Source organism: Marinactinospora endophytica (genome assembly GCF_054780875.1).
Map to the genome: position 1 here is coordinate 139,025 of NZ_BAAGVM010000009.1, position 20,769 is coordinate 159,793.

The 20,769-nt window shown below is 71.6% G+C and carries 21 protein-coding genes and 1 tRNA gene; 9 read left to right on the forward strand and 13 right to left on the reverse strand.

All coding sequences use genetic code 11. From position 1 onward, the window contains the following. Window positions 1–83: 83 nt before the first annotated feature. From ACYVHU_RS17745 to ACYVHU_RS17765, 5 genes are all read right to left on the reverse strand, one after another. A tRNA-Val gene (locus tag ACYVHU_RS17745) sits at window positions 84–157 on the reverse strand. A gap of 64 nt (window positions 158–221) precedes the next feature. Beyond that, entirely contained in the window at window positions 222–566 is a 345-nt protein-coding gene (locus ACYVHU_RS17750; RefSeq protein ID WP_432939719.1) for a hypothetical protein, read from the reverse strand. Window positions 567–581: 15 nt separating this feature from the next. After that, the gene (locus ACYVHU_RS17755; protein ID WP_078762456.1) at window positions 582–1,043 is read right to left on the reverse strand and encodes a peroxiredoxin; all 462 of its coding nucleotides are present in this window, start codon (window positions 1,041–1,043) and stop codon (window positions 582–584) included. Between the two features lie 135 nt (window positions 1,044–1,178). Continuing rightward, a complete protein-coding gene (locus ACYVHU_RS17760; RefSeq protein WP_078762455.1) occupies window positions 1,179–1,607 on the reverse strand; it encodes a DUF3052 domain-containing protein in 429 nt (142 codons plus the stop codon). A 152-nt stretch (window positions 1,608–1,759) separates the two neighbouring features. Next, on the reverse strand, window positions 1,760–2,188 hold the full coding sequence (locus ACYVHU_RS17765; RefSeq protein WP_078762454.1) for a secondary thiamine-phosphate synthase enzyme YjbQ: 429 nt from the start codon (window positions 2,186–2,188) through the stop codon (window positions 1,760–1,762). Window positions 2,189–2,377: 189 nt separating this feature from the next. Between ACYVHU_RS17765 and ACYVHU_RS17770 the strand changes: the two genes are divergently transcribed. Further along, window positions 2,378–4,138, forward strand: coding sequence for an alkaline phosphatase D family protein (locus ACYVHU_RS17770; protein ID WP_144390151.1), 1,761 nt, complete (start codon window positions 2,378–2,380; stop codon window positions 4,136–4,138). Window positions 4,139–4,189: 51 nt separating this feature from the next. Here ACYVHU_RS17770 and ACYVHU_RS17775 read toward each other — a convergent pair whose 3' ends face one another. The 5 genes from ACYVHU_RS17775 to ACYVHU_RS17795 form a co-directional block, all read right to left on the reverse strand. Further along, on the reverse strand, window positions 4,190–5,017 hold the full coding sequence (locus ACYVHU_RS17775; protein ID WP_078762452.1) for a putative hydro-lyase: 828 nt from the start codon (window positions 5,015–5,017) through the stop codon (window positions 4,190–4,192). Between the two features lie 146 nt (window positions 5,018–5,163). Beyond that, entirely contained in the window at window positions 5,164–6,018 is an 855-nt protein-coding gene (locus tag ACYVHU_RS17780; RefSeq protein WP_432939711.1) for a 5-oxoprolinase subunit C family protein, read from the reverse strand. A 53-nt stretch (window positions 6,019–6,071) separates the two neighbouring features. Next, window positions 6,072–6,677, reverse strand: coding sequence for a 5-oxoprolinase subunit B family protein (locus tag ACYVHU_RS17785; RefSeq protein WP_498949049.1), 606 nt, complete (start codon window positions 6,675–6,677; stop codon window positions 6,072–6,074). Window positions 6,678–6,734: 57 nt separating this feature from the next. Then, complete coding sequence (locus tag ACYVHU_RS17790; RefSeq protein ID WP_078762449.1) at window positions 6,735–7,496, reverse strand: LamB/YcsF family protein; 762 nt, start codon at window positions 7,494–7,496, stop codon at window positions 6,735–6,737. Window positions 7,497–7,562: 66 nt separating this feature from the next. Continuing rightward, window positions 7,563–8,798, reverse strand: coding sequence for an NRAMP family divalent metal transporter (locus tag ACYVHU_RS17795; protein WP_078762448.1), 1,236 nt, complete (start codon window positions 8,796–8,798; stop codon window positions 7,563–7,565). 254 nt (window positions 8,799–9,052) lie between these two features. Between ACYVHU_RS17795 and ACYVHU_RS17800 the strand changes: the two genes are divergently transcribed. Beyond that, window positions 9,053–9,778 carry a GntR family transcriptional regulator gene (locus ACYVHU_RS17800; RefSeq protein WP_235001026.1) on the forward strand — a complete coding sequence of 242 codons (726 nt, stop codon included), beginning with the start codon at window positions 9,053–9,055 and terminating at the stop codon, window positions 9,776–9,778. Between the two features lie 83 nt (window positions 9,779–9,861). On the opposite strand, the gene ACYVHU_RS17805 is transcribed toward ACYVHU_RS17800, so the two are convergent. Both ACYVHU_RS17805 and ACYVHU_RS17810 read right to left on the reverse strand, forming a co-directional pair. Continuing rightward, window positions 9,862–10,698: a hypothetical protein gene (locus ACYVHU_RS17805; RefSeq protein WP_498949050.1), complete on the reverse strand. Its 837-nt coding sequence runs from the start codon at window positions 10,696–10,698 to the stop codon at window positions 9,862–9,864. A gap of 343 nt (window positions 10,699–11,041) precedes the next feature. Then, entirely contained in the window at window positions 11,042–12,298 is a 1,257-nt protein-coding gene (locus ACYVHU_RS17810; protein WP_235001025.1) for a PucR family transcriptional regulator, read from the reverse strand. Between the two features lie 200 nt (window positions 12,299–12,498). On the opposite strand from ACYVHU_RS17810, the gene ACYVHU_RS17815 reads away from it, so the two are divergent. The 6 genes from ACYVHU_RS17815 to ACYVHU_RS17840 all read left to right on the forward strand — a co-directional run bounded on the left by ACYVHU_RS17815 (window position 12,499) and on the right by ACYVHU_RS17840 (window position 18,997). Beyond that, complete coding sequence (locus tag ACYVHU_RS17815) at window positions 12,499–13,458, forward strand: ACP S-malonyltransferase (RefSeq protein ID WP_078762445.1); 960 nt, start codon at window positions 12,499–12,501, stop codon at window positions 13,456–13,458. Next, complete coding sequence (locus ACYVHU_RS17820) at window positions 13,458–14,411, forward strand: beta-ketoacyl-ACP synthase III (RefSeq protein ID WP_078762444.1); 954 nt, start codon at window positions 13,458–13,460, stop codon at window positions 14,409–14,411. The genes ACYVHU_RS17815 and ACYVHU_RS17820 overlap by 1 nt, the downstream gene beginning before the upstream one ends. A gap of 74 nt (window positions 14,412–14,485) precedes the next feature. Further along, window positions 14,486–14,725 carry an acyl carrier protein gene (locus ACYVHU_RS17825; protein ID WP_078762443.1) on the forward strand — a complete coding sequence of 80 codons (240 nt, stop codon included), beginning with the start codon at window positions 14,486–14,488 and terminating at the stop codon, window positions 14,723–14,725. 140 nt (window positions 14,726–14,865) lie between these two features. Then, entirely contained in the window at window positions 14,866–16,104 is a 1,239-nt protein-coding gene (gene fabF / locus ACYVHU_RS17830; protein ID WP_078762442.1) for a beta-ketoacyl-ACP synthase II, read from the forward strand. A gap of 136 nt (window positions 16,105–16,240) precedes the next feature. Beyond that, window positions 16,241–17,680 carry an acyl-CoA carboxylase subunit beta gene (locus ACYVHU_RS17835; protein WP_078762441.1) on the forward strand — a complete coding sequence of 480 codons (1,440 nt, stop codon included), beginning with the start codon at window positions 16,241–16,243 and terminating at the stop codon, window positions 17,678–17,680. A 150-nt stretch (window positions 17,681–17,830) separates the two neighbouring features. Next, a complete protein-coding gene (locus ACYVHU_RS17840; protein WP_235001024.1) occupies window positions 17,831–18,997 on the forward strand; it encodes an EAL domain-containing protein in 1,167 nt (388 codons plus the stop codon). A 25-nt stretch (window positions 18,998–19,022) separates the two neighbouring features. On the opposite strand, the gene ACYVHU_RS17845 is transcribed toward ACYVHU_RS17840, so the two are convergent. Then, window positions 19,023–19,880: an SGNH/GDSL hydrolase family protein gene (locus ACYVHU_RS17845; RefSeq protein ID WP_498949052.1), complete on the reverse strand. Its 858-nt coding sequence runs from the start codon at window positions 19,878–19,880 to the stop codon at window positions 19,023–19,025. A gap of 238 nt (window positions 19,881–20,118) precedes the next feature. Here ACYVHU_RS17845 and ACYVHU_RS17850 point away from each other — a divergent pair, with 238 nt between their 5' ends. After that, a complete protein-coding gene (locus ACYVHU_RS17850; RefSeq protein WP_078762439.1) occupies window positions 20,119–20,550 on the forward strand; it encodes an SseB family protein in 432 nt (143 codons plus the stop codon). Window positions 20,551–20,769 lie beyond the last annotated feature (219 nt).

The following is a 20,769-nucleotide window of genomic DNA, read 5'->3' on the forward strand; positions in this document are numbered from 1 at the left end:
CCACCACAGAGGGCCGCCAGCGCACGAGAACGCCCCCGGCCTGCGAAGACAGACCGAGGGCGTTCTCGCTGTTCTTGGAGATGTGGGCGCGAGAGGACTCGAACCTCCGACCACCCGCTTGTAAGGCGGGGGCTCTGACCAACTGAGCTACACGCCCTGGGCGAACGGGCCGTCGTCCGTGTTCGGAGACGGACGGCTGTGAAGATAGTACCGGTTCCGGGCTATCCGCGCGCACGTGGAGCCGACAGGCGCGACAGCCCGCTCAGGGCCCTGGAGAGGGCCTGCTCGACCTCGTTGGTCAGGGCCGCGTCGGGGCGCGCGGGGTCGAGGGCCGGCCTGGTCTGGGGGCGGACCTCGCCACAGCTGTGGCACTCGATCTCGCCGAGGCGCGACGACAGGAAGGTGGAACGGCACCGTCCGCACCGGTCGAGGTCGGCCTTCCAGTCGTGGACGAGTTGACAGTCCGGGCAGACGAGGACTTGACGTTCGTGGCGCACGCCGCGCTTCCACGGGGACACGCCACGGGTCGGGTCGCTCTGCCTCGCCCCGCACAGGAAGCAGGGCATGGGTCTCCTTCGGGATCAGCTCAGCTCGGCGAGCGCCTTGCGGTACTGTTCGGGGTCGCGCGCCTCGGAGATCGGGTTGACGACCTTCCAGCGGACGACGCCCTCTTTGTCGATCAGGAACGTGGCACGCACGGCGACGCCCTTGTCCTCGTCGAAGACACCGTACGCCGTGGCGACGGCGCCGTGCGGCCAGAAGTCCGACAGCAGTGGATAGTCGAGGTCCTCCTGCTCGGCCCAGACCCGATGGGAGAACATCGAGTCGACCGAGACGGTCAACAGCTGGACCTCGTCGTTTTGGAACGCGTCGATGTTGTCCCGGATCCCGCGGAGTTCGCCACCGCACACGCCGGAGAAGGCCAGAGGGTAGAACACCAGGAGGACGTTCTTACGCCCCTGGAAGTCCGCGAGCCGGACCGGCTGGCCGTGCTGGTCGGCGAGTTCGAAATCCGGGGCCCTGTGGCCGACCTCGATCGACATCCGTTTCCTCGTCCTCCGCGTGCTCGGCGCCTGGTGGTCGTCGTGCCGCCCGACCGGAGCGGTGGGCGGCACGCTGTCCGAGATCACCTTAGGGCAGGTGTCTGCGGCGGCACCGTCCGGGCACGCAGGATCGAATCAGTGACGTGTCTTCGCAACGAGGCGGGTGCCCGACCAGTTCTGGCCGGTGCTGATGGCGCTGGTCTGCGACAGCCCCGCGGTCGAGGCGGCTTCGGCGACGTCGCTCGGTGAGACGTGTCCCTCGCGTCCGGCCTTGGGTGTCAGCACCAGGATGATGCCGCCGTCCTCGATCGTGGAGATCATGTCCATCAACACGTCGGCGAGGTCGTCCTCCTCGTCGTCGCGCCACCACAGCAGCACGGCGTCGATGACGTCACCGTAGTCCTCGTCGACCAGCTCGTTGCCGGTCCGCTCGGCGATCGACGCGCGCAGCTGCTCGTCCACGTCGTCGTCGAACCCGATTTCCTGCACCACCTGACCCGGTTTGAACCCGAGTCGATCGGCCAGGCCACGTTCGCTCTGTGCCTGACCCGCGGTCGCGCTCACGAAAGTCCTCCTCCACATTCAATGTCGCCCGCGTTCTTGCGGGCCCGGCCGCGACAAGCCCCGTTTCACCGGGTCGATCCCGCCGTTGCTGGCTAAGTTCACACGCTGGAGGCGGTATCCGTCAACGCGGTCGCCTCCTTGTGCTCCTGCTTCTACCATCCTGCCCCGTCAGCAGGGCTCGTCAAGAACGACAGCCGCACCTGACGGCGCGGATTGTCCACGTTGACGTCCACGATGGCCACAGATTGCCACGTTCCAAGCGCGAGTTCCCCCGAAACCACGGGAATCGTCGCGTAGGGAGCGATCATCGCCGGCATGACGTGGGACCGTCCGTGTCCGGGGGAGCCGTGGCGGTGGCGCCACCGGTCGTCGGCGGGGAGGAGGTCGCGCAGCGCGGCGAGCAGGTCGTCGTCGGATCCGGAGCCGAGCTCCATGATCGCCACGCCCGCGGTCGCGTGCGGGACGAAGACGTTGAGCAGCCCGTCCCCTCCGGCCTCGGCGACGAAATCCGCGCACTGGCGGGTGATGTCGGTGACGCTCTCCTCACCGCCGGTGCGCAGATCGATAAGTTTTGTCCGCATGGGCGGACGGTTACCCACGCCGGGGCCTTCTCCAACCTCGCGGAGGGGTGGGACATGCCGCTTCTCGGGGAGGGGAGGTGGGAGAGGTCGCGGCGTTTTCGCTCAGCGCGGGCATTGGCGACATACTCGTCAACGGGTGCGGGCGTCACCCTCCGGCCCGCGCACACCGACCCTCTGCGGGAGAGACCTGTGACTGCTGGACTGCGGCTCGGCCCCATGCTGCGCCACGTAAGCGCGACCTCCGCGGCGATCTGGGTGGAGACCGACGCCCCGTGCCGCGTGACGGTGCTCGCCGGCGACACGTCGGCCACGGCCGACACCTTCACGGTGCACGGCCACCACTACGCGATCTGCGAGCTGACCGGTCTCACGCCGGGCTCCTCGACCCCCTACGAGGTCCGGTTGGACGGTGGCCGGGTCTGGCCCGAGCCTGATTCACCGCACCCTCCGAGCCTGGTGTGCACCCCCGCCCCGGACACTCCGGTGCGCATCCTGTTCGGGTCGTGCCGGACCCCGACCGACCATTCGACGTCGGCGGTGCTGCGCTACGGTGTCGACGTGGTCCGCGCCTACGGGCTGCGGCTGGCCGATCGGCGGCGGGCGGCGATGGAGGGCCACGAGGCGGAACGCACCGACGACCTGGGGGACGAGGCCGGACCGGCCGAACCGACCGTCCTGCTGATGATCGGCGACCAGGTCTACGCCGACGAGCTCCAGCAGCCCATGGTGGAGTTCCTGCGGCGGCGGCGCGAGGGCGGCCCGCGGGAGGCCGACGCGGCGCAGTCCCAACCCCCGCGCGATGAGGTCGTCTTCTACGACGAGTACGCCGAACTGTACCGGCAGGCCTGGTCGGACCCCGACGTCCGCTGGTTGCTGTCGACGGTGCCGACCCTGATGATGTTCGACGACCACGACATCCGTGACGACTGGAACACTTCGGGGACGTGGCGCCGCGAGATCGCGGAGAACCCGTGGTGGCGACCGAGGATCACCTCCGGGCTGGGCGCCTACTGGGTCTACCAGCACCTGGGCAACCTCTCCCCGGAGGAACGCGCGGCCGACCCGGTGTTCGCGGCGGTGCGCGCGTCCCGCGGGGACGCGGCGGAGGCGTTGGACGGGTTCGCCTGGCGCGCGCACGTGGAGCCGCACAGCTACCGTTGGAGCTACCGCCACGACATCGGGCGCACCCGGGTCCTCATGGTGGACACCCGTTGCGGGCGCTCGGTCGAGGACGACTCCCGGCGTTCCATCCTGGGTCCCGAAGGAACCGTCTGGCTGGACTCGCAGCTCACCGGTGACGTCGACCACCTGGTGGTGGCGAGCACGCTGCCGTTCCTGATGCCGGAGGGGGTGCACTACCTGGAGGCGTGGAACGAGGCGGTGTGCGCGGGCGCGTGGGGGCGGCGTCTGCGCGGGCCCGCGGAGCGGTTACGTCAGGAACTGGACCTGGAGCACTGGCCGGCCTTCCAGCGTTCGTTCCGGGCGGTGGAGGAGTCGGTGCTGAGCGTCGCGTCGGGGCGGCGGGGGGAGCCGCCGGCGAGCGTGCTGTTCCTCGGCGGTGACGTCCACTTCTCCTATCTCGCGGGGGCGCGTCCGCGTAAGGGCGCGTCGTCGGGCACCCGGATCGCGCAGTTGGTGTGCTCGCCGACGTGCAACTGGTTGCAGCCGATGATGCGCCGGATGATGTGGGTGTCGGTGCGCGCGCTGACCGGCCTGCTGTGCCGGTTGCTGGCGCGGATGGCGGGGGTGCGCGCCCCCGCCCTGGCCTGGCGGCTGGAGGCCGGTCCCTGGTACGACAACGCCCTGGCGACGCTGGTGCTGGACGGCCGCGGCTCCGAAGCGGTCTGGGAGCACTCCCCGGTGTCGACCCGCGCGGTGGAGGAGCTCTCGCCGGGGAGGACGGGGCGGCCGGGGATGCGCGAGCTGGTCCGCTACCGGCTCACCGGTTGAGCGTGGTGGGGCCGGGCCGCCGGGGAGACCCGGGCGCCCCGGCCGCGTGCCTCAGGGGACCTGGTAGGTGGTGTCGCGGACGTCGGTGATGGCCATGTGGCCGGGTGCGTGGCCGATGGCGAACTCCGGCGCGGAGGCCATGACGGCGGCCTGGGGGGTGACCCCGCAGGCCCAGAAGACCGGGATCTCCCCGGGGTGGATCTCGACGGGGTCACCGAAGTCGGGGCGGCCCAGGTCGGCGATGCCGAGCGCGGCGGGGTCGCCGATGTGGACCGGCGCGCCGTGGACGGCGGGGTAGCGGGAGGTGACGCGGACCGCGTCGGCGACCTGGGCGGCGGGGATGGGGCGCATCGACACGACGAGCGGTCCCGACAGTCGTCCCGCGGGCCGGCACTGGCGGTTGGTGCGGTACATCGCGACGTTGGTGCCGGTTTCGATGTGGCGGACGGGGATGCCGGCCTCCAGCATCGGCGTCTCGAAGGTGAAGCTGCACCCGATGAGGAAGGCGACGAGGTCGTCGCGCCAGGCCGCGGTGGCGTCGGTGGTCTCCTCGACCTGTTCGCCGTTGACGTAGATCCGGTAGGCGGGCAGGTCGGTGCGTATGTCACCGGCGAAGATCGACGCGGCGGTCTCGCCCGGTTCGGTGACGTCCAGGACGGGGCACGACTTGGGGTTGCGCTGGGCGAACAGGAGGAAGTCGAAGGCGAGGTCGCGGGGCAGCGCGATCAGGTTGGCCTGGGCGTATCCGGCGGCGTACCCCGAGGTGGGCACGCGCAGGCCGGCGCGGAAGAGGGCCCGGGCCTCCCCTGGGGACAGCCGGGCGGGGTCCTCGGGCGGGACGGGCGGGGTCGGAGAGGTCGGCGGAATGAGCTGGGACATGGGTCCTCCTCGGTTATCCACAGATTCGTCCGGGGGCTGGCCGGCGGGGACTTGACAGGTGCAGGATGTTGTTCACGCGGTTCCGCTGGTCGGGTGGCCTGCCCCCGGACGGGGTGGGGCGTGGGTGCGGGGGTCGTGTGCCGCGTTCACGTGTGGAACCTCAGTCGGGTGCCCGGGCGGGCCTGGGCGGCACGGGGCAGGTCTGCCGACACCACGACCGCGATGACGGGGTAGCCCCCCGTCACCGGGTGGTCGGCGAGGAACAGCACGGGGTCCCCGTCCGGGGGGATCTGGAGCGCCCCCGCGACAATGCCCTCGCTGGGCAGTTCGCCGGTGCGGGCGCGGCGCAGCGGCGGTCCCGACAGCCGGGCGCCGATCCGGTCGCTGCGTCCGGTCACCTCGTAGGGGCTGCTGAGCAGCGTGGTGACGGCCTCCGGCGTGAACCAGTCGTCGCGCGGCCCGGGCACGACGCGCAGGCCCACCTCCGTCTCCGGCAGGGGTGCGGTGGGGGCCAGGTCCACCACGGGGAAGGCCCTCGGCGCCGCTCCGATGGGCAGCAGCGTGCCGGGGCCGGGGACCTGCGGGCCGAGGCCGGCGAGGATGTCGGTGGAACGCGAGCCGAGGACCGGCTCGACGTCGATGCCGCCGCGTACCGCGACGTAGCTGCGCAGCCCGGTCCGGGGTGGTCCGAGCCGCAGCTCGGCCCCGTCGGGCAGGTACAGCACGCTGTCGGGCGCGGCTCCGCGTCCGTCCACCGTGACCGGGCAGGGGGCTCCGGTGACCGCGACGGTCAGATCGCCGTGGGCGCGGGCGCGCAGCCCGCCGAACGTCACCTCCAGCGCCGCGGCGCCGTCGTCGTTGGCGAGGAGGCGGTTGGCCAGGGCGTAGGCGTCACGGTCGGCGGCGCCCGAGGCTCCGACGCCCAGCGAGGCGTGGCCGAACCGCCCGGTGTCCTGCACGGTGGTGAGGATCCCGGTGTCCAGTACTTCGAGGGCTCGCATCCGCCCCGTCTTCTCCGTCCGTGTCGTCGTTCGGTGCTGGGGTGCGCCGCTGTTCATTCCTCGGTGAACCGCACGCGCACCCCGGGGCGCAGCAGCCCCGGCGGGTCGCGCTGCAGGTCCCACACGACCGTCTCGGTGTGTCCGATGAGCTGCCAGCCGCCGGGGGAGCTGCGCGGGTAGACGCCGCTGAACTCCCCGGCCAGGGCCACGGCGCCGGCCGGCACGCGGGTGCGCGACTCCTTGCGGCGTGGGACGTGCAGCCGTGGGTCGTCGCCGACGAGGTAGCCGAATCCCGGCGCGAAGCCGCAGAAGGTGACGGTCCAGGTCGCGGCGGTGTGCGCGGCGACGACGTCGCGTCGGGTCAGCCCGGTGAGGCGGGCGACGTCGGCGAGGTCGGCGCCGTCGTAGGTGACGGGGATGCGCACCTCTCCCAGGTCGGGGCGGCGGCCTCGTTGCGGCCGCAGGTCGCGCAGGGCCTCGGTGACCGCCGCGGTCTCGGTGCCGCCCGCCAGCCGCAGGAGGATGGTGCGGGCGGCCGGAACCGTTTCGACGACGCCGGGTGGCGGTGTCTCGGCGAGGGCCGCGTGCAGGGCCATCACCTCGTCGAGGTCGGCGACCTCGACGAGGATCGCGGAGTCACCACAGCTGCGGACGCGCACTTGGTCGCCTCCTCGTCTTCGGTGTCGGTGTTTTCGCCATGTCGCGGATCCACTCGCTCACCGCGTGGTGAAGGGGGCGAGTTCGACGCCGGCTTCGGCGAGGTGGGCGGCGACGGCGCGGGCGATGCGCACCGCGCCGGGGCTGTCGCCGTGGACGCAGATGGAGTCGGCGCGCAGCGGAACGACGGTGCCGTCGGTCGCGACGACCCCTTCGCCCTTGGCGATGCGCAGGCACCGTTCGGCGATGGCCTGTGGGGCGTGCAGGACGGCGCCGGGTTCGCGCCTGGACACGAGCGTCCCCTGGGGGGTGTAGGCGCGGTCGGCGAACGCCTCGTGGACGGTGCTCAGACCGGCCTCGGCTGCGCGGCGCAGCCAGGCCGATCCGGGCAGGCCGAGGACGGGGAGGCTCGGGTCGTAGAGGCGGACGGCCTCGACGACGGCGGCGGCCTGTTCCTCGTGGTGCACGATGGCGTTGTACAGGGCGCCGTGCGGCTTGACGTAGCGGACGCGGTCGCCGGCGATGCGGGCGAAGGCGTCGAGCGCGCCGATCTGGTAGATGACGTCGTCGGTGAGCTCGGCGGGTTCCATGTCGATGAAGCGCCGGCCGAACCCCGCCAGGTCCCGGTAGCCGACCTGGGCTCCGATGACGACCTTATTGGCGACGGCCTGCTCGCAGGTGCGGCGGAGCACGCCGGGGTCTCCGGCGTGGAACCCGCAGGCGACGTTGGCGCTGGTCACGATGGAGAGCAGGGCTTCGTCGTCGCCCAGTTCCCAGCGGCCGAAGCTCTCACCGAGGTCGGAGTTGAGGTCGATGCGCACGTTGGTCTCCCTGTCTGGTGGGTGGGACGTGCCCGGCCGCGGCGCCCGCGGCGGCCGGGCACGGGGTCACTGCCACAGAGCGGCGATGCCGCCGAGGGCCTGGACGGCGATGTAGATCGTCAGCAGCCAGGCCAGGACTCCGATGACGAGCAGCCAGCGTGGATAGCGGTAGCCGTGCAGCAGGTCGTGGGAGCGCCGGGCGGCCGCCCAGAGCAGGAGGCCCATGCCGACGGGCAGGATGATGCCGTTGAGGGCGCCGGCGAGGATCAGCAGGGTGGCGGGGGCCTGTCCGAGCAGGAGGTAGACGACGGTCGACAGGGCGATGAAGCCAGCGACGAGCCAGCTCCGGTTGCGGGCGAGTGCCGGGGAGAAGGACGAGACGAACGAGACCGAGGTGTAGGAGGCACCGATCACCGAGCTGATCGCGGCGGCCCACATGACGACGCCGAAGACGCGGAGCCCGACCTCTCCCGCGGCCTCGGCGAAGGCCGCGGCGGGCGGGTTGGGGGAGTCGAGGATGGCGGCGCCGCCGGCGACGACGCCGAGAACGGCGAGGAAGAGCACCACTCGCATGACACCGGTGACGAGGATCCCGGTGACCGATCCCCGGGTGATGGCCTGGACGTTGTCGGGGCCGCTGAGTCCGGCGTCGACGAGGCGGTGGGCTCCGGCGTAGGTGATGTACCCGCCCACGGTGCCGCCGATGATGGTGACGATCGCGGTGTAGCCGATCTCGTCGGGGAGCACGGACTGGCGCAGCGCCTCGCCGACCGGCGGGTCGGAGACGACGGCGACGTAGAGGGTCATCGCGATCATGACGAGGCCGAGGACGACGATGATGCGGTCCATGGCCAGGCCGGCGCGTTTGCTGAGGAAGATGCCGATCGCGATGAGGGCCGAGACGGCGCCGCCGATCTTGACGTCGAGTCCGAGGAGGGCGTCGAGGCCCAGCGCGGTCCCGGCGATGTTGCCGACGTTGAAGACCAGGCCGCCGAAGACGATGAGCGCGGCGAGGACGAAGCCGGCGCCGGGCAGCACCTTGTTGGCGATGTCTTGGGCGTAGGAGCCGGAGACGCCGATCACCCGCCACATGTTCAGTTGGACGGCGATGTCGATGAGGATCGAGACCAGGATCGCGAAGGCGAAGGCGGCGCCGAGCTGGGCGGTGAAGTTCGTGGTCTGGGTGATGAAGCCGGGGCCGATGGCGCTGGTGGCCATCAGGAACATGGCGCCGATGAGGACACCGCGCCGGGGCTTTCGGGTGTCGGCCGGCGGGGCGTCGGGGCGGCGGGGTGTGCTCATGGCGGTCCTCGCTTCGAGGAGTTTTCGGGAACCACGACGACACTGTCGAGGTAATTGTTGAACAATCCTTCAATACTTCAATTCACCAAGAAGTGACATAGTACAGACGGTTGAGTAAGGCGCGTCACACCCCTCGTTGATCCGGGGTCCTCTACCCGGGTCGCGACCCTCTCCCCCGGCCCACGACGGCCCGCGCCTCACGATCGGTCACAATGAGGAATCGCAACCCGACGGCCCCCAGGGACGGAGTGACGGTGACGGTGACGGGCGACTGGATCGACCGGCTCGCTGAGGCAAAGGGAACACTCGCGCGGTCGAGCACGGCAGAACGGGTCGCCGACGTGCTGCGCGGTCACATCATGGAGGGCGCGATGGCCCCGGGCGCGCGCCTGTCGGAGGAGGCCATCGGGGCGGCGCTGGGCGTCTCCCGCAACACACTGCGGGAGTCCTTCCGGCTGCTCGGGCACGAACGGCTGCTCGTGCACGAGTTCCACCGGGGGGTGTTCGTCGCCCGCCCGGGCGTCGAGGACGTGATCGACCTGTACCGAGTGCGCCGCGCGTTGGAGCTCTCGGCGTTACGCGGTGCCGAGCGGGCGCCGGTCGAGGCGGTCGAGCGGGTCGGGGCGGCGGTGCGCGAGGGCGAGGAGGCGCTGCGACGCTCTGACTGGTGGGGGGTGGGAACCGCGAACATGCACTTCCACCAGGCGATCGCCGGTCTCGGCGGCAGCCCGCGCATCGACGAGATCATGCGTCAGCTCCTGGCCGAGCTGCGACTGGTGTTCCACGTGATGGCCGCGCCCCGTGATTTCCACGCGCCCTACCTCGAGCACAACCGCGCGATCTATGAGCTGCTCCGTGACGGCGCGCCCGACGCGGCGGCCGACCGGCTCGCCGAATACCTGGACGTCGCCGAGCGTCAGCTCGTCGACGCCTTCGGGCGGCTCGACGGATCGTCCGCGCCGGGCGGCGAGCCGGAATAGTCCCGGCCCGAACGAGCGGGGCGGGGCGTCAATGACGCCCCGCCCCGGTGTCGTGGTACGTGGAACCCGGCCGTCCGGCCGCGCTAGCTCTTGGCCTTGCTCCGCTGCGCGGGACGGGTGGAACGCGTGGGCTTGGGTCGGCTGCTGCCGCGCGGCCGCAGCACCGGACGGGCCGACCGCTGCACGACCGTCGAGAAGGGGATGAGTCCCTCGGCGCGCTTGGGCGCCGCGATCTCGGTTTCGGGACGCGGATCCGCGGCCTCGGCCCGGTCCGACTCGCCACCGTCGAGCCGGTCGGCGCCGTCGTCGCCACCGGCCTGGGCCTCCTGCCGCTCGGCGGCCAGGCGCCGGCGCCGCGTGCGGTAGGCCTTCAGGATCGGGGTGATCACCGGCCACTCGACCCGGGCCGGCTGGGCGAGCCCGGCCCACAGGTAGGCCTTGGTCCCCCACGCCTCCATGCTGCGCCGGGCCCGCGAGATCACGAAGAAGCCGGGCAGGGCCAGCAGGAGCTGGGGCCAGGCCAGCGCGGCGGCCACGGCCAGCGGGAAGAGCCCTCCCCCGGCCAGCGCGGCGCCGGCACCGACCATGATGGGGGTAAGGGCCAGTCCGATGCGCAGCCAGGTGACCTGCTGGAAGCGGTACAGGGATCGGCGCACCGACGCCTCGGCCGACAGCCCCTCGGGCAGCGGAGTGGGCTGGACGACGAAGGCCAGCAGCAGGGAGGCGACCCCCACCGAGACCGCGAGCAGGATGGTCCATCCCTTGGCCGACCAGTCGCCGCCGACGATCAGCGCGACGAGGAGGAAGACCGGGATGGGCACGGGCACGAAGAAGAGCACCTGTCGTCGCAGTTGACCGGCCATCGTGGGTTGTTGGACCGCCCCCTTCAAAGTCGCGTACAGCTTGCGCACGCTGGTCACAGCCTTGCCACCCCCAACACCTCATGCTTGTGCACGGTTACGGGAGACATCTCCCCGAACGATTGGGCCAGTGCCCGAAAAGCAGGGACACGACGCCCGAATCGGCGACGTTTCGTGACCGACCGTTCACCGTTCACGTTATCCGTTTTCCCGCCGCTCCGTCTGCGTCGTCCCCTACCCGGCTAGACGTTCCTCATGAGCCCCTGGTTCACCCGTCTGCGTAGCAGGAGTGTGCAACCCGTCTCACATTTCGCCGCGGGCCCCGAGGGAACACGAGGGACGGTTCACCTCTTCCCGACGATCGGGGTGTCACCGAGGTTCCCCGCTCCGGGCGGGACCCTCGTCACCCCGTCAGGAGACCGTCGCGTTCGGCCAGCCGCCCCAGGGTGACCGCGACCCTCAGCACGAACGAGCCGCGCCCGTCGGTGGGGGTGAACCCGGTCAGCTCCGCGATGCGGCCGAGCCGGTAGCGCACGGTGTTGGGGTGGACGAACAGCATGCGCGCGGTGGACTCCAGGGACGAGGCGTGCTCAAGGTAGACCGAGAGGGTGTCCAGCAGAGGCGATCCGGCCCCGCGCAACGGCAGGTAGATCTCCCGGACCAGCTGCTCGCGCGCGGCGGCGTCGCCGTCCAGGGCGCGTTCGGGCAGCAGGTCCTCGGCGAGGACCGGTCGTGGGGCGTCAGGCCAGGCGGTGGCGGCGCGTAGCCCTCCCACCGCCGCGCGGACCGAGACCCCGGCCGCCTGGAGGTCGGTGACGGCCGGCCCGACCACGACCGGGCCGGGACCGAACATGCCGGCCAGGGGGCTCGCCGCGGTGATCGGATCGCGCGCGCCGGTCCGGTCGTTGACCCCGATGACCACGACCATCCGCTCGCCCTGGACTCCGGCGAGCACGTCGTGGCCGGAGCGGCGGGCGAGGGACCGGACATCGTCGAGGACCCCTTCGCCGTCCTGGTCGCCGAGGTGACCGGCGATGGCGATGACCGGCGTGCGCGACCAGCCCAGGGCCGAGCCCCACGTCTGCAGCCCCTCCTCGCGGTCCCCGTGCAGCAGAGCGTCGACGATGAGCGCTTCGAGACGCGCGTCCCAGGCCCCCCTCGCCTCCGCGGCGCGCGCGTAGATCTTGGCGGAGCTGAAGGCGACCTCGCGGGTGTAGCGCAGGATCGCCTCACGCAGTTGCTGCTCGCCCCCCGGCGCGGCGAGCTCCTGCACCTGGTTCTCCACCACGTCGATGACGACCCTGATCATCTCGACGGTCTGTTGCAGCGACACCGAGCGGGTCAGCTCGCGGGGAGCCGTGCCGAACACCTCCACGGTGATGGCGGGCCGGCCGCGGGCGGGGTTCTTGAACCAGTCGACGAAGGCCGCGACCCCGGACTGGGCGACCAGGCCGATCCAGGAGCGGTCCTCCGCGGTCATCCTCCCGAACCACGCCAGGCGGCTCTCCATCCGGGCCACCACGGCGGTTCCGAGCACTCCCATGGCGCGTTCCAGCCGGCGCACGGTCTCGGCGCGCACCTCGTCGCCCGCGCCCGGCTGTCCGGTCTCGTCGGGCCGTCGCCCGGAGCCGTCGTCCGGCGTCGTGGAATTCGTGGTCACGCACCTAGGTTGACATCCCGCCGGCGGCGGGGGCGACGCCGCCGGCGTCGAGGCGTCCATGTCCGGCCATATCGTGACGGACCTCACCCGCTACTCTGCGGTAGAACCCGGACTTTGTAGAGGTTCCACAAAGCGATGGTCCTAAACTTCGTGCCTGTCCCTATCAAGCTGGCGATGTTCTACAGGGCAAGGTGGTTGTCGTGCTTGTAATTGTCGCTCCCGGCCAAGGTGCCCAGGTCCCCGGTTTCCTCTCCCCATGGCTCGAACTCCCGGGCATGGCCGAACGGTTCGACCGCTGGTCGTCGGTCACCGGCCTCGACCTCGCGCACTTCGGAACCAAGGCCGACGCCGACGAGATCCGCGACACCGCGATCGCCCAGCCCCTGCTGGTCAGCGCCGGCCTGGCCGCGGCGAGCGCGCTCTTCGGCACCCTCGACGAGGCCCCCGCCTCGATCGACGCGGTCGCCGGGCACAGCGTCGGCGAGTTCACCGCGGCCGGCGTCGCCGGCGTGCTGTCCCCCGAGGACGCGCTCGCCCTGGTCGCCGAGCGGGGGCGCGGTATGGCCGAGGCCGCCGCCACGACCGCCACGGGCATGACCGCGGTCCTCGGCGGCGATCGCGCCGAGGTCCTCGCCGCGATCGAGGCCGCGGGGCTGACCCCGGCGAACGACAACGGCTCCGGACAGATCGTCGCCGCCGGCACCGTGGAGCAGCTCGAGGCGTTCGCCGCCGCGCCTCCGGCCAAGGCGCGGCTACGTCCGCTGTCCGTGGCCGGCGCGTTCCACACCCACCACATGGCCCCGGCCGTGGAGCGGGTGCGCGGCCGCGCCCAGGACATCACCGCGGCCGACCCCCGCACCCGTCTGCTGACCAACAGCGACGGCTCGGTGGTCACCTCCGGACGCGCCTACCTGGACCTCCTGGTCTCCCAGATCCAGTCCCCGGTCCGCTGGGACGCCTGCACCGCCACGTTCGCCGAGCTCGGCGTGACGGCCCTGATCGAGCTTCCTCCCGCGGGCACCCTCGTCGGCCTGGCCAAGCGCGCGCTGCGCGGTGTCGAACTGCTCGCCGTCAAGACCCCCGACGATCTCGACCGCGCCCGCGAGCTGGTCAAGGAGCACGCGGGCTCCCCCTCCGCCGACCCGGAAGGCCGTGACTGATGAACCCGTCCATCGGGGCGCCCGGCGCCCGCGTCCTCGCCTTCGGCGAATACCAGCCCGCCAACGTCGTCACCAACGACGACCTCGCCCAGCGGGTGGACACCTCTGACGAGTGGATCCGCAGCCGCGTCGGAATCCGGGAGCGCCGCATCGCCGACGCCGACGAGTCCGTCGTCGACATGGCGGTCGCCGCGGGCGGCAAGGCGCTCGCGGCCAGCGGCCTGTCGGCCGAGGACATCAACCTGGTCATCGTCGCGACGTGCACGCAACGCGACCAGATCCCCAACGCCGCGGCGAGCGTCGCCGCCCGCCTGGGCATTCCGGCCCCCGGCGCCTTCGACGTCAACGCGGCCTGTGCCGGTTTCTGCTACGCCCTGGGCCTGGCCTCCGACGCGGTGCGCGGCGGATCGGCGCGCAACGTGCTCGTGATCGGCGCGGAGAAGCTCTCGGACTGGGTCGACTGGAACGACCGTTCGACCTGCGTGATCTTCGCCGACGGCGCCGGCGCCGCCGTGGTCGGCCCCAGCCAGGAGACCGACATCGGGCCGGTGGTGTGGGGCAGCTCCGGCGAACGCGCCGACAAGATCTACCTGCGCGAGAACAAGTACCTGTACCAGGAGGGCCAGTCGGTCTTCCGGTGGACCACCACGGAGCTGTACCCGGTGGCCCTCCAGGCCCTGGAGCGCGCAGGTGTCGCCCCCAGCGAGCTGACCGCGTTCGTGCCGCACCAGGCCAACCTGCGCATCGTCGAGGCGATCGCCCGCAAGCTGGACGCTCCTCAGGCGATCATCGCGCGCGATATTGTCACGGCGGGCAACACCTCGTCCGCGTCCGTCCCCCTCGCGCTGTCGCGCATGATCGGGCGCGGTGAGCTGCCCTCGGGGAGCACCGTGCTCACCCTGGGATTCGGCGCCGGCCTCAGCTACGCGGCGCAGGTGCTGCGGATTCCCTGACACACTCGTGGCCCGGTGTGGCATGCCCACGGGGTCCACGGTGGACGAACGACCGATAGAAGGAGACAACCGACATGGCGCACAGCGAGCAGGAGATCCTCAAGGGGCTCGGCGAGATCATCGACGAGGTCGCCGGCGTTCCGGCCGCGGAGGTCACGCCGGAGAAGAGCTTCGTCGACGACCTCGACATCGACTCCCTGTCGATGGTGGAGATCGCCGTCGCCGCGCAGGACAAGTTCGGCGTCGAGATCCCCGACGACCAGCTCAAGGACCTCAAGACGGTCCAGGACGTCATCAACTTCATCCAGAAGTAGGACGGCACCGCCCGCCGGCACGACGCCGGCGGGCCCCGGGCGGATGCCGGGCGCATCCGCCCCCTCCACCTCTCCATTCCCTCCATCTCCGGCACCGAACGGTCGGGGAACGACCATGAGACGAGAAGGGCGATCGGGTCATGAGCACTACCGAAGTCGTCGTCACCGGCCTCGGTGCCACCACTCCCCTGGGGGGTGACGTCGCCAGCACCTGGTCCGCGCTCCTCGAGGGTCAGTCCGGTATCCGGACGATCGAGGAGGACTGGGTCAAGGACCTGCCGGTGCACTTCGCCGGCGCCGTCGCGGTGGAACCGTCGGAGAAACTGCCCCGGCACCGGATGCGCCGGCTCGACCGTACGCAGCAGTTCGCGCTGATCGCCGCCCAGGAGGCCTGGGAGGACGCCGGCGCCCCCGAGGTCGACCCGCTGCGTCTGGGAGCGGTGGTCTCCAGCGGGATCGGCGGCATCCTCACCATCTTGGAGCAGTACGACACCTTCCGCGAGAAGGGCTGGAAGCGCGTCTCGCCCTTCACCGTGCCGATGCTCATGCCCAACAGCCCGGCCGCGGCCGTGTCGCTGGAGTTCAGCGCCCGCGCCGGGGCCCACGCCCCGGTGAGCGCGTGCGCTTCCAGCGCCGAGGCGATCGCCGACGCGATCGCCATGATCCGCTCCGGCCGCGCCGACATCGTCATCGCCGGCGGGACCGAGGCCGCGTTGCACCCGCTCAACATCGCCTCGTTCGCGTCGATGCGCGCGCTGTCCACCCGCAACGACGACCCCCAGCGCGCCTCCCGGCCCTTCGACGTCAACCGTGACGGTTTCGTCATGAGCGAGGGCGCCGGCATCATCGTGCTGGAGTCCGCCGAGCACGCGCGCGCCCGGGGCGCCCGCGTCTACGCCGTCGCCGCCGGCGCCGGCTACTCCAACGACGCCCACGACATCGTGCAGCCCGATCCCGCCGGGACCGGCCAGGCCCGGGCCATCACCGCCGCGCTCGCCGACGCCGACCTCCAGCCCCACGACATCGCCCACGTCAACGCGCACGCCACCTCCACCCCGGCCGGCGACGTCGGCGAGACCGTGGCGATCCGCAGCGCGCTGGGCGACTCCGCGGCCGACCAGGTCGCGGTCACCTCGACCAAGTCCATGACCGGCCATCTGCTGGGCGGCGCGGGCGCGGTGGAGTCCATCGCGACGGTCCTGGCGCTGTACCACGGGCAGATTCCTCCGACCATCAACATCGACGAGCTCGACCCGGGCGTGGTGGTCGACATCGTGCGGGACAAGCCGCGCGACCTGTCGGCCGGTGCCGTGGCCGCCCTCAACGAATCCTTCGGTTTCGGCGGTCACAACGTCGCCGTGGCCTTCCGGCGGGTCTGACCCGCCGCGTTTCGCGCCTCCCCCCGGGGGATCGGGGGAGGCGCACTCCAGCCTCGTTCCACGGCTGTTCCAGCATCGGCGCGGAGGGTGTTCCCGTCCGCTCGTAACCGACCGCTTCGCAAAGGAGCTGGCTCACGTGACTGTGATCGACAACCTCTCAGTCGCCCCGGGGGCACCGTCCAGCGCGCCCGAGGACCATCGCGACCCTCGGGTCCGTCTCACCGCCTTCTTCGACGAGGGCTCGCTGCGCCTACTCACGGCCGAGGACGACAGTGGCGTGCTCGCCGGGGTCGGACGCATCGGTGGAATGCCGGCGGTCGCGTTCGCCAGTGACGCGCGTTTCCAGGGCGGTGCCATGGGGACGGCGGGCTGCGCGGCGATCGAGGTCGCCTACGAGCACGCCGTGCGCGAGCGGGTACCGGTCATCGGACTGTGGCACTCCGGTGGTGCGCGCCTGGCCGAGGGGGCCGAGAGCCTGCACGCGGTGGGCCGGGTGTTCGCCGCCATGACCCGGGCGTCGGGTGTCGTACCGCAGATCTCGGTGGTGCTCGGCCCGGCGGCCGGAGGCGCCGCCTATGGTCCGGCGCTCACCGACATCGTGGTGATGTCCCAGAAGGGCAAGGTGTTCGTCACCGGTCCCGACGTGGTGCGCAGCGTGACCGGCGAGCAGATCAGTGCCGAGGAGCTGGGCGGGGCCGACGCCCACGGCCGGCGCAGCGGCGTGGTGCACGTGACCGCGCCCGACGACACCGCCGCGATGGTGCAGGGCCGCCGGCTCGCGCTGCTGCTGGGCCACCAGGGGCAGCTGCGTCCGGCCACCGTCGAGGATGTCGATCTCGGGTTCGTCCTGCCGGAGTCCTCGCGGCGCGCCTATGACGTCAAGCCGTTGGTCAACGGTCTCCTCGACTCCCCGCTGGGCGAGGAGTCGGTGGAGTTGCAGGCCAAGTGGGCGCCCAACATCGTCACCGCGCTCGGTCGCTTCGGTGGGCGTACCGTCGGCGTGATCGCGAACAACCCCCTGCGGTTGGGGGGATGCCTGGAGTCGAAGTCGGCCGAGAAGGCGGCCCGCTTCGTCCGCATGTGCGACGCCTTCGGGGTGCCGTTGGTGGTGGTCGTCGACGTCCCCGGTTACCTGCCCGGAGTGGGCCAGGAGTGGGACGGCGTGGTGCGCCGCGGCGCGAAGCTGCTGCACGCCTTCGCCGAGGCGACCGTGCCGCGGGTGACCCTGGTGACCCGCAAGTCCTACGGCGGCGCCTACATCGCGATGAACTCCCGTTCGCTCGGCGCGACGCGCGTGTTCGCCTGGCCCACCGCCGAGATCGCGGTCATGGGCGCGGTGGCCGCGGTGCGGATCCTGCATCGCAAGAAGCTCGCCGCGGTTTCCGAGGAGGAACGTCCGGCCCTGGAGGCGAGCCTGGCGGCCGAGCACGAGAAGATCTCCGGGGGCCTGGAGCGCGCCCGGCAGATCGGGGTGATCGACGAGGTGATCGAGCCCGGGCGGACCCGCAGCGCGCTCGCCGAGGCGATCGCGACCGCGCCGTCGGCGCGCGGGGCACACGGCAACATTCCCCTCTGATCTCCTAGTCGACCAGGGCGGACGGTGTTTCCCACCGTCCGCCCTGTCGGTTTCGGGCAGGTGTTAACGAGATGCTGCGTGGTGGCGAAGTTCCGTTGAACTTCGCCACCACGTGCTGGCCAAGGCGCTGGTGAGCGGCAAGATGGTGAGGTGTCCGCTCACCGAAATCCCCTTCACGCCGACGCGGCACAAAGTGCGATCCCGGCCGGCGGGAACAGCGCGATCGGCGAATCCAACGAGTCCCCTCCCCTACGTCCGATCGTCGACCTGGACTCCGGCGCGGTCCTGGCCATCGACGTGATCCCCTTCCCCGACGGCGCCGCCGCCGGGGACGTCCCGGCCCAGGCCGAGCGGTTGGCGCGGTTGACCCGCAGGGTCGCGGCGCACGAGACGCTGCTCCCCCTGGTCCTTCCGGTCCCCGCGCTGCTGGTCGCCGCGGGACGCGAACCGTTCGCGCTGTTGGAGCACACCCTGCGCCGGGCCGGCCGTCGCCCGCGTGAGGTCACCTTGATGATCGGACCGGAACTGCGCGACCTGCCGCGCGATGTGCTTCTGCGGGGAACCGGCTACCTGCGCGAGATGGGGTTCCGCTGCGCGCTGGGAACCGCCCAGGTGGCTCCGGACCTGTTGTTGGAGGCCGCCCCGTTCCTGTTCCGCATCGATCCCGGTCTCGTGGCCGGGGTGCCCGGTGACGAGCGTCTGACAGCGGTGGTGGAGGGACTGGCCCGGATCGGCCGTGGTTCGGGGGTCTTTCCGCTGGCCGCCGAGGTCCGCACCGCCGCGCAGGCGGTGGCGCTGCGCCGGGCCGGGGTGCGCCTGGCGCAGGGACCGTTGTTCGCGGACGAGGGCTGGCGTCCCGGCGACCGGGTCACCCCCGTCCCCGAGGCGACGCTGGACGGCACCGCTCCCGGACTGGAGACGGGACCGCGCGTGGCGGAGTTCGTGGTGCCCGCGGTGACGCTGCCGGAGGAGGCGACGGCCGAGGAGGTCCTGGAGGCGTTCACCAACGACCCCGCGCTCAACAGCGTCATCCTGATCGACCACCGTGAACGTCCGGTGGCCTCGCTGGACCGGGCGCGCTTCCTGCTCGCGATCACCGGCCCCTACGGTCACGCGCTGCACGCCAAACGGCCGGCCCGCCGTCTCGCCGACACCCCGCGCACGGTGGCCCGGGGTCTGCCCGCCTTGGCGGCGCTGCGATCGGCCGGCGCCGACCGCGACCGCGTCTATGACGACGTGATCTCGGTCAACGAGTTCGGCCAGTGCATGGGGGTCGTGCACGTGAGCGATCTGATCCGCAGCCTGTCGGGCAACTGAACCGGCGGGGCCCACCCTTTCCGGGCTAACCCCCGTCGGTCGGGAGGGGGCCGTCGGTCTGGCCGGGAGCGAGTTCGGTCAGGTCGGGACGCTTGGGGAAGCGCCCGTCACCCGAGGAACGGCCGAGCGCGCGACGGCTGAGCCAGGGCACCAGGTGCTCGCGCGTCCACCGCAGGTTCTCGCGACGGCGCAGGATGCGGGGCAGACGTTCGGGCGGTGTCGACCACGGGCTCGCCCACGTCTCTCGCGGCCCGAAGGGGTGGCCGAGGATCTCGGCGATGCGCGCGGCCACGATCTGGTGTCCCGCCGCGTTGAAGTGCAGCCGGTCGACGCTCCAGGCCCGCGGGTCGTTGAGGGCGTCCAGCGCCCACAGGTCGACGATGTCGCAGCCGTTGCGCTCGGCGATGGCGCGCAGGTGCATGCTGAACACGGCGATGCGCCCGCGGTAGACCCGCAGGACCGGGACCCAACCGGTGTCGTGGCCCGAGAGGATGACGACCCGGATGCCGGCCTCGCACAGCCGGCGGATGCCCTGGTCGAGTTCGAGGGCGAGGCGGTCGAGGTCGGTGGTCGGACGCAGCACGTCGTTGCCGCCGGCGTGCACGGTGACGAGGTCGGGCGCCAGGCGGAGGGTGTGTTCGAGCTGCTCGCCGACGATGTGGTGCATGCGACGCCCCCGGACCGCCAGGTTGGCGTATCGGAAGCCGGGGGTGATCGAGCCGAGGTGTTCGGCGAGACGGTCGGCGAAACCGCGGTACCCCCCGCCGGGACGGGGGTCGTCCAGTCCTTCGGTCAGGCTGTCGCCGATCGCGACGTAGGAACGGATGACCGCTGGTCTGTCCGCCCGCGTGCTTCCAGGGGGATGTGGGTCCAGATCAGTCACTTACTACCAATCGTGCGGCTCGGCCACGTGCGCGCGCACGGCGCGGCCGGGCCCTGCGGCGTCTCGTGTGCCTTTCTGCATCGTGCGGGGTGTCGATCGGAAAGGCCGGGGTACGGCGAGCCTGACAAGCATACCGTCGCCATATGACACCCGCTTTCGCGAAGAAGGGCCCGTCCACGCCGGCCGGCGACCGGGCGACGGCCCTGTTCCAGGGGCTTCCGAGGAGGCGTACATCACCATGACGCGACCAGACGACATTATCGCGGCCGATCCGGAGGAGTTTCCCGTCAACGCGGTGGAACGCGCCCTGGAGGCGGCGCTGGCCACCTCCCCCGAACAGGACTCCCAGGAGGAGGCCGAGCCGATCACCCGTTTCCTCGACGCGCTGCGTGAGGGGGACCTGTGGATCCCCCTGCCCGAGGGGGCGGGTCAGCAGGGGGACGGGGCGGTCGCCCTGCCGACGCTGGAACTGGAGGGGGAGGTGTTCGTGCCGGTCTTCACCTCGGCCGAGCAGTTCCGGGTGCGCAGCGCCGACCTGGCCTACACCGTGATCCCGGCGCGGGAGCTGGCCGGGGCCCTGCCCGAGGGGATCGGGCTGGCACTGAACCCGGGCAACGCCTCGGGGGTGCCGCTCTACGCCGAGACGGTCGCCGAAATCGCCCGCGGTTGAGCCGCGTGGGGGCGCCCGCGTCGCGCCCCCACGCAAACCCGCCAGCGAATGTGACTTCCGTCACCGTTCGATTGAATCTTGAACGTTCGTTTCCGGTGCCCGCGGGCCGTCCCGCCCCCTCGCCGCCGCCACCTTCCCCTCTGCTTCCTGCCGGCCGGGTCTATTCAGAACGTGCCCGCGCACGTACGATCTGCCAGAGGATCCCCACCACGGCAGTCC

Excerpts from the sequence above, each read along its gene's own strand:
- ACYVHU_RS17750 (WP_432939719.1), bottom strand. The coding sequence starts at position 566 with ATGCCCTGCTTCCTGTGCGGGGCGAGGCAGAGCGACCCGACCCGTGGC.
- ACYVHU_RS17755 (WP_078762456.1), bottom strand. The coding sequence starts at position 1,043 with ATGTCGATCGAGGTCGGCCACAGGGCCCCGGATTTCGAACTCGCCGAC.
- ACYVHU_RS17765 (WP_078762454.1), bottom strand. The coding sequence starts at position 2,188 with ATGCGGACAAAACTTATCGATCTGCGCACCGGCGGTGAGGAGAGCGTC.
- ACYVHU_RS17775 (WP_078762452.1), bottom strand. The coding sequence starts at position 5,017 with ATGTCCCAGCTCATTCCGCCGACCTCTCCGACCCCGCCCGTCCCGCCC.
- ACYVHU_RS17780 (WP_432939711.1), bottom strand. The coding sequence starts at position 6,018 with ATGCGAGCCCTCGAAGTACTGGACACCGGGATCCTCACCACCGTGCAG.
- ACYVHU_RS17795 (WP_078762448.1), bottom strand. The coding sequence starts at position 8,798 with ATGAGCACACCCCGCCGCCCCGACGCCCCGCCGGCCGACACCCGAAAG.
- ACYVHU_RS17820 (WP_078762444.1), top strand. The coding sequence starts at position 13,458 with ATGAACCCGTCCATCGGGGCGCCCGGCGCCCGCGTCCTCGCCTTCGGC.
- ACYVHU_RS17825 (WP_078762443.1), top strand. The coding sequence starts at position 14,486 with ATGGCGCACAGCGAGCAGGAGATCCTCAAGGGGCTCGGCGAGATCATC.
- fabF (WP_078762442.1), top strand. The coding sequence starts at position 14,866 with ATGAGCACTACCGAAGTCGTCGTCACCGGCCTCGGTGCCACCACTCCC.
- ACYVHU_RS17850 (WP_078762439.1), top strand. The coding sequence starts at position 20,119 with ATGACGCGACCAGACGACATTATCGCGGCCGATCCGGAGGAGTTTCCC.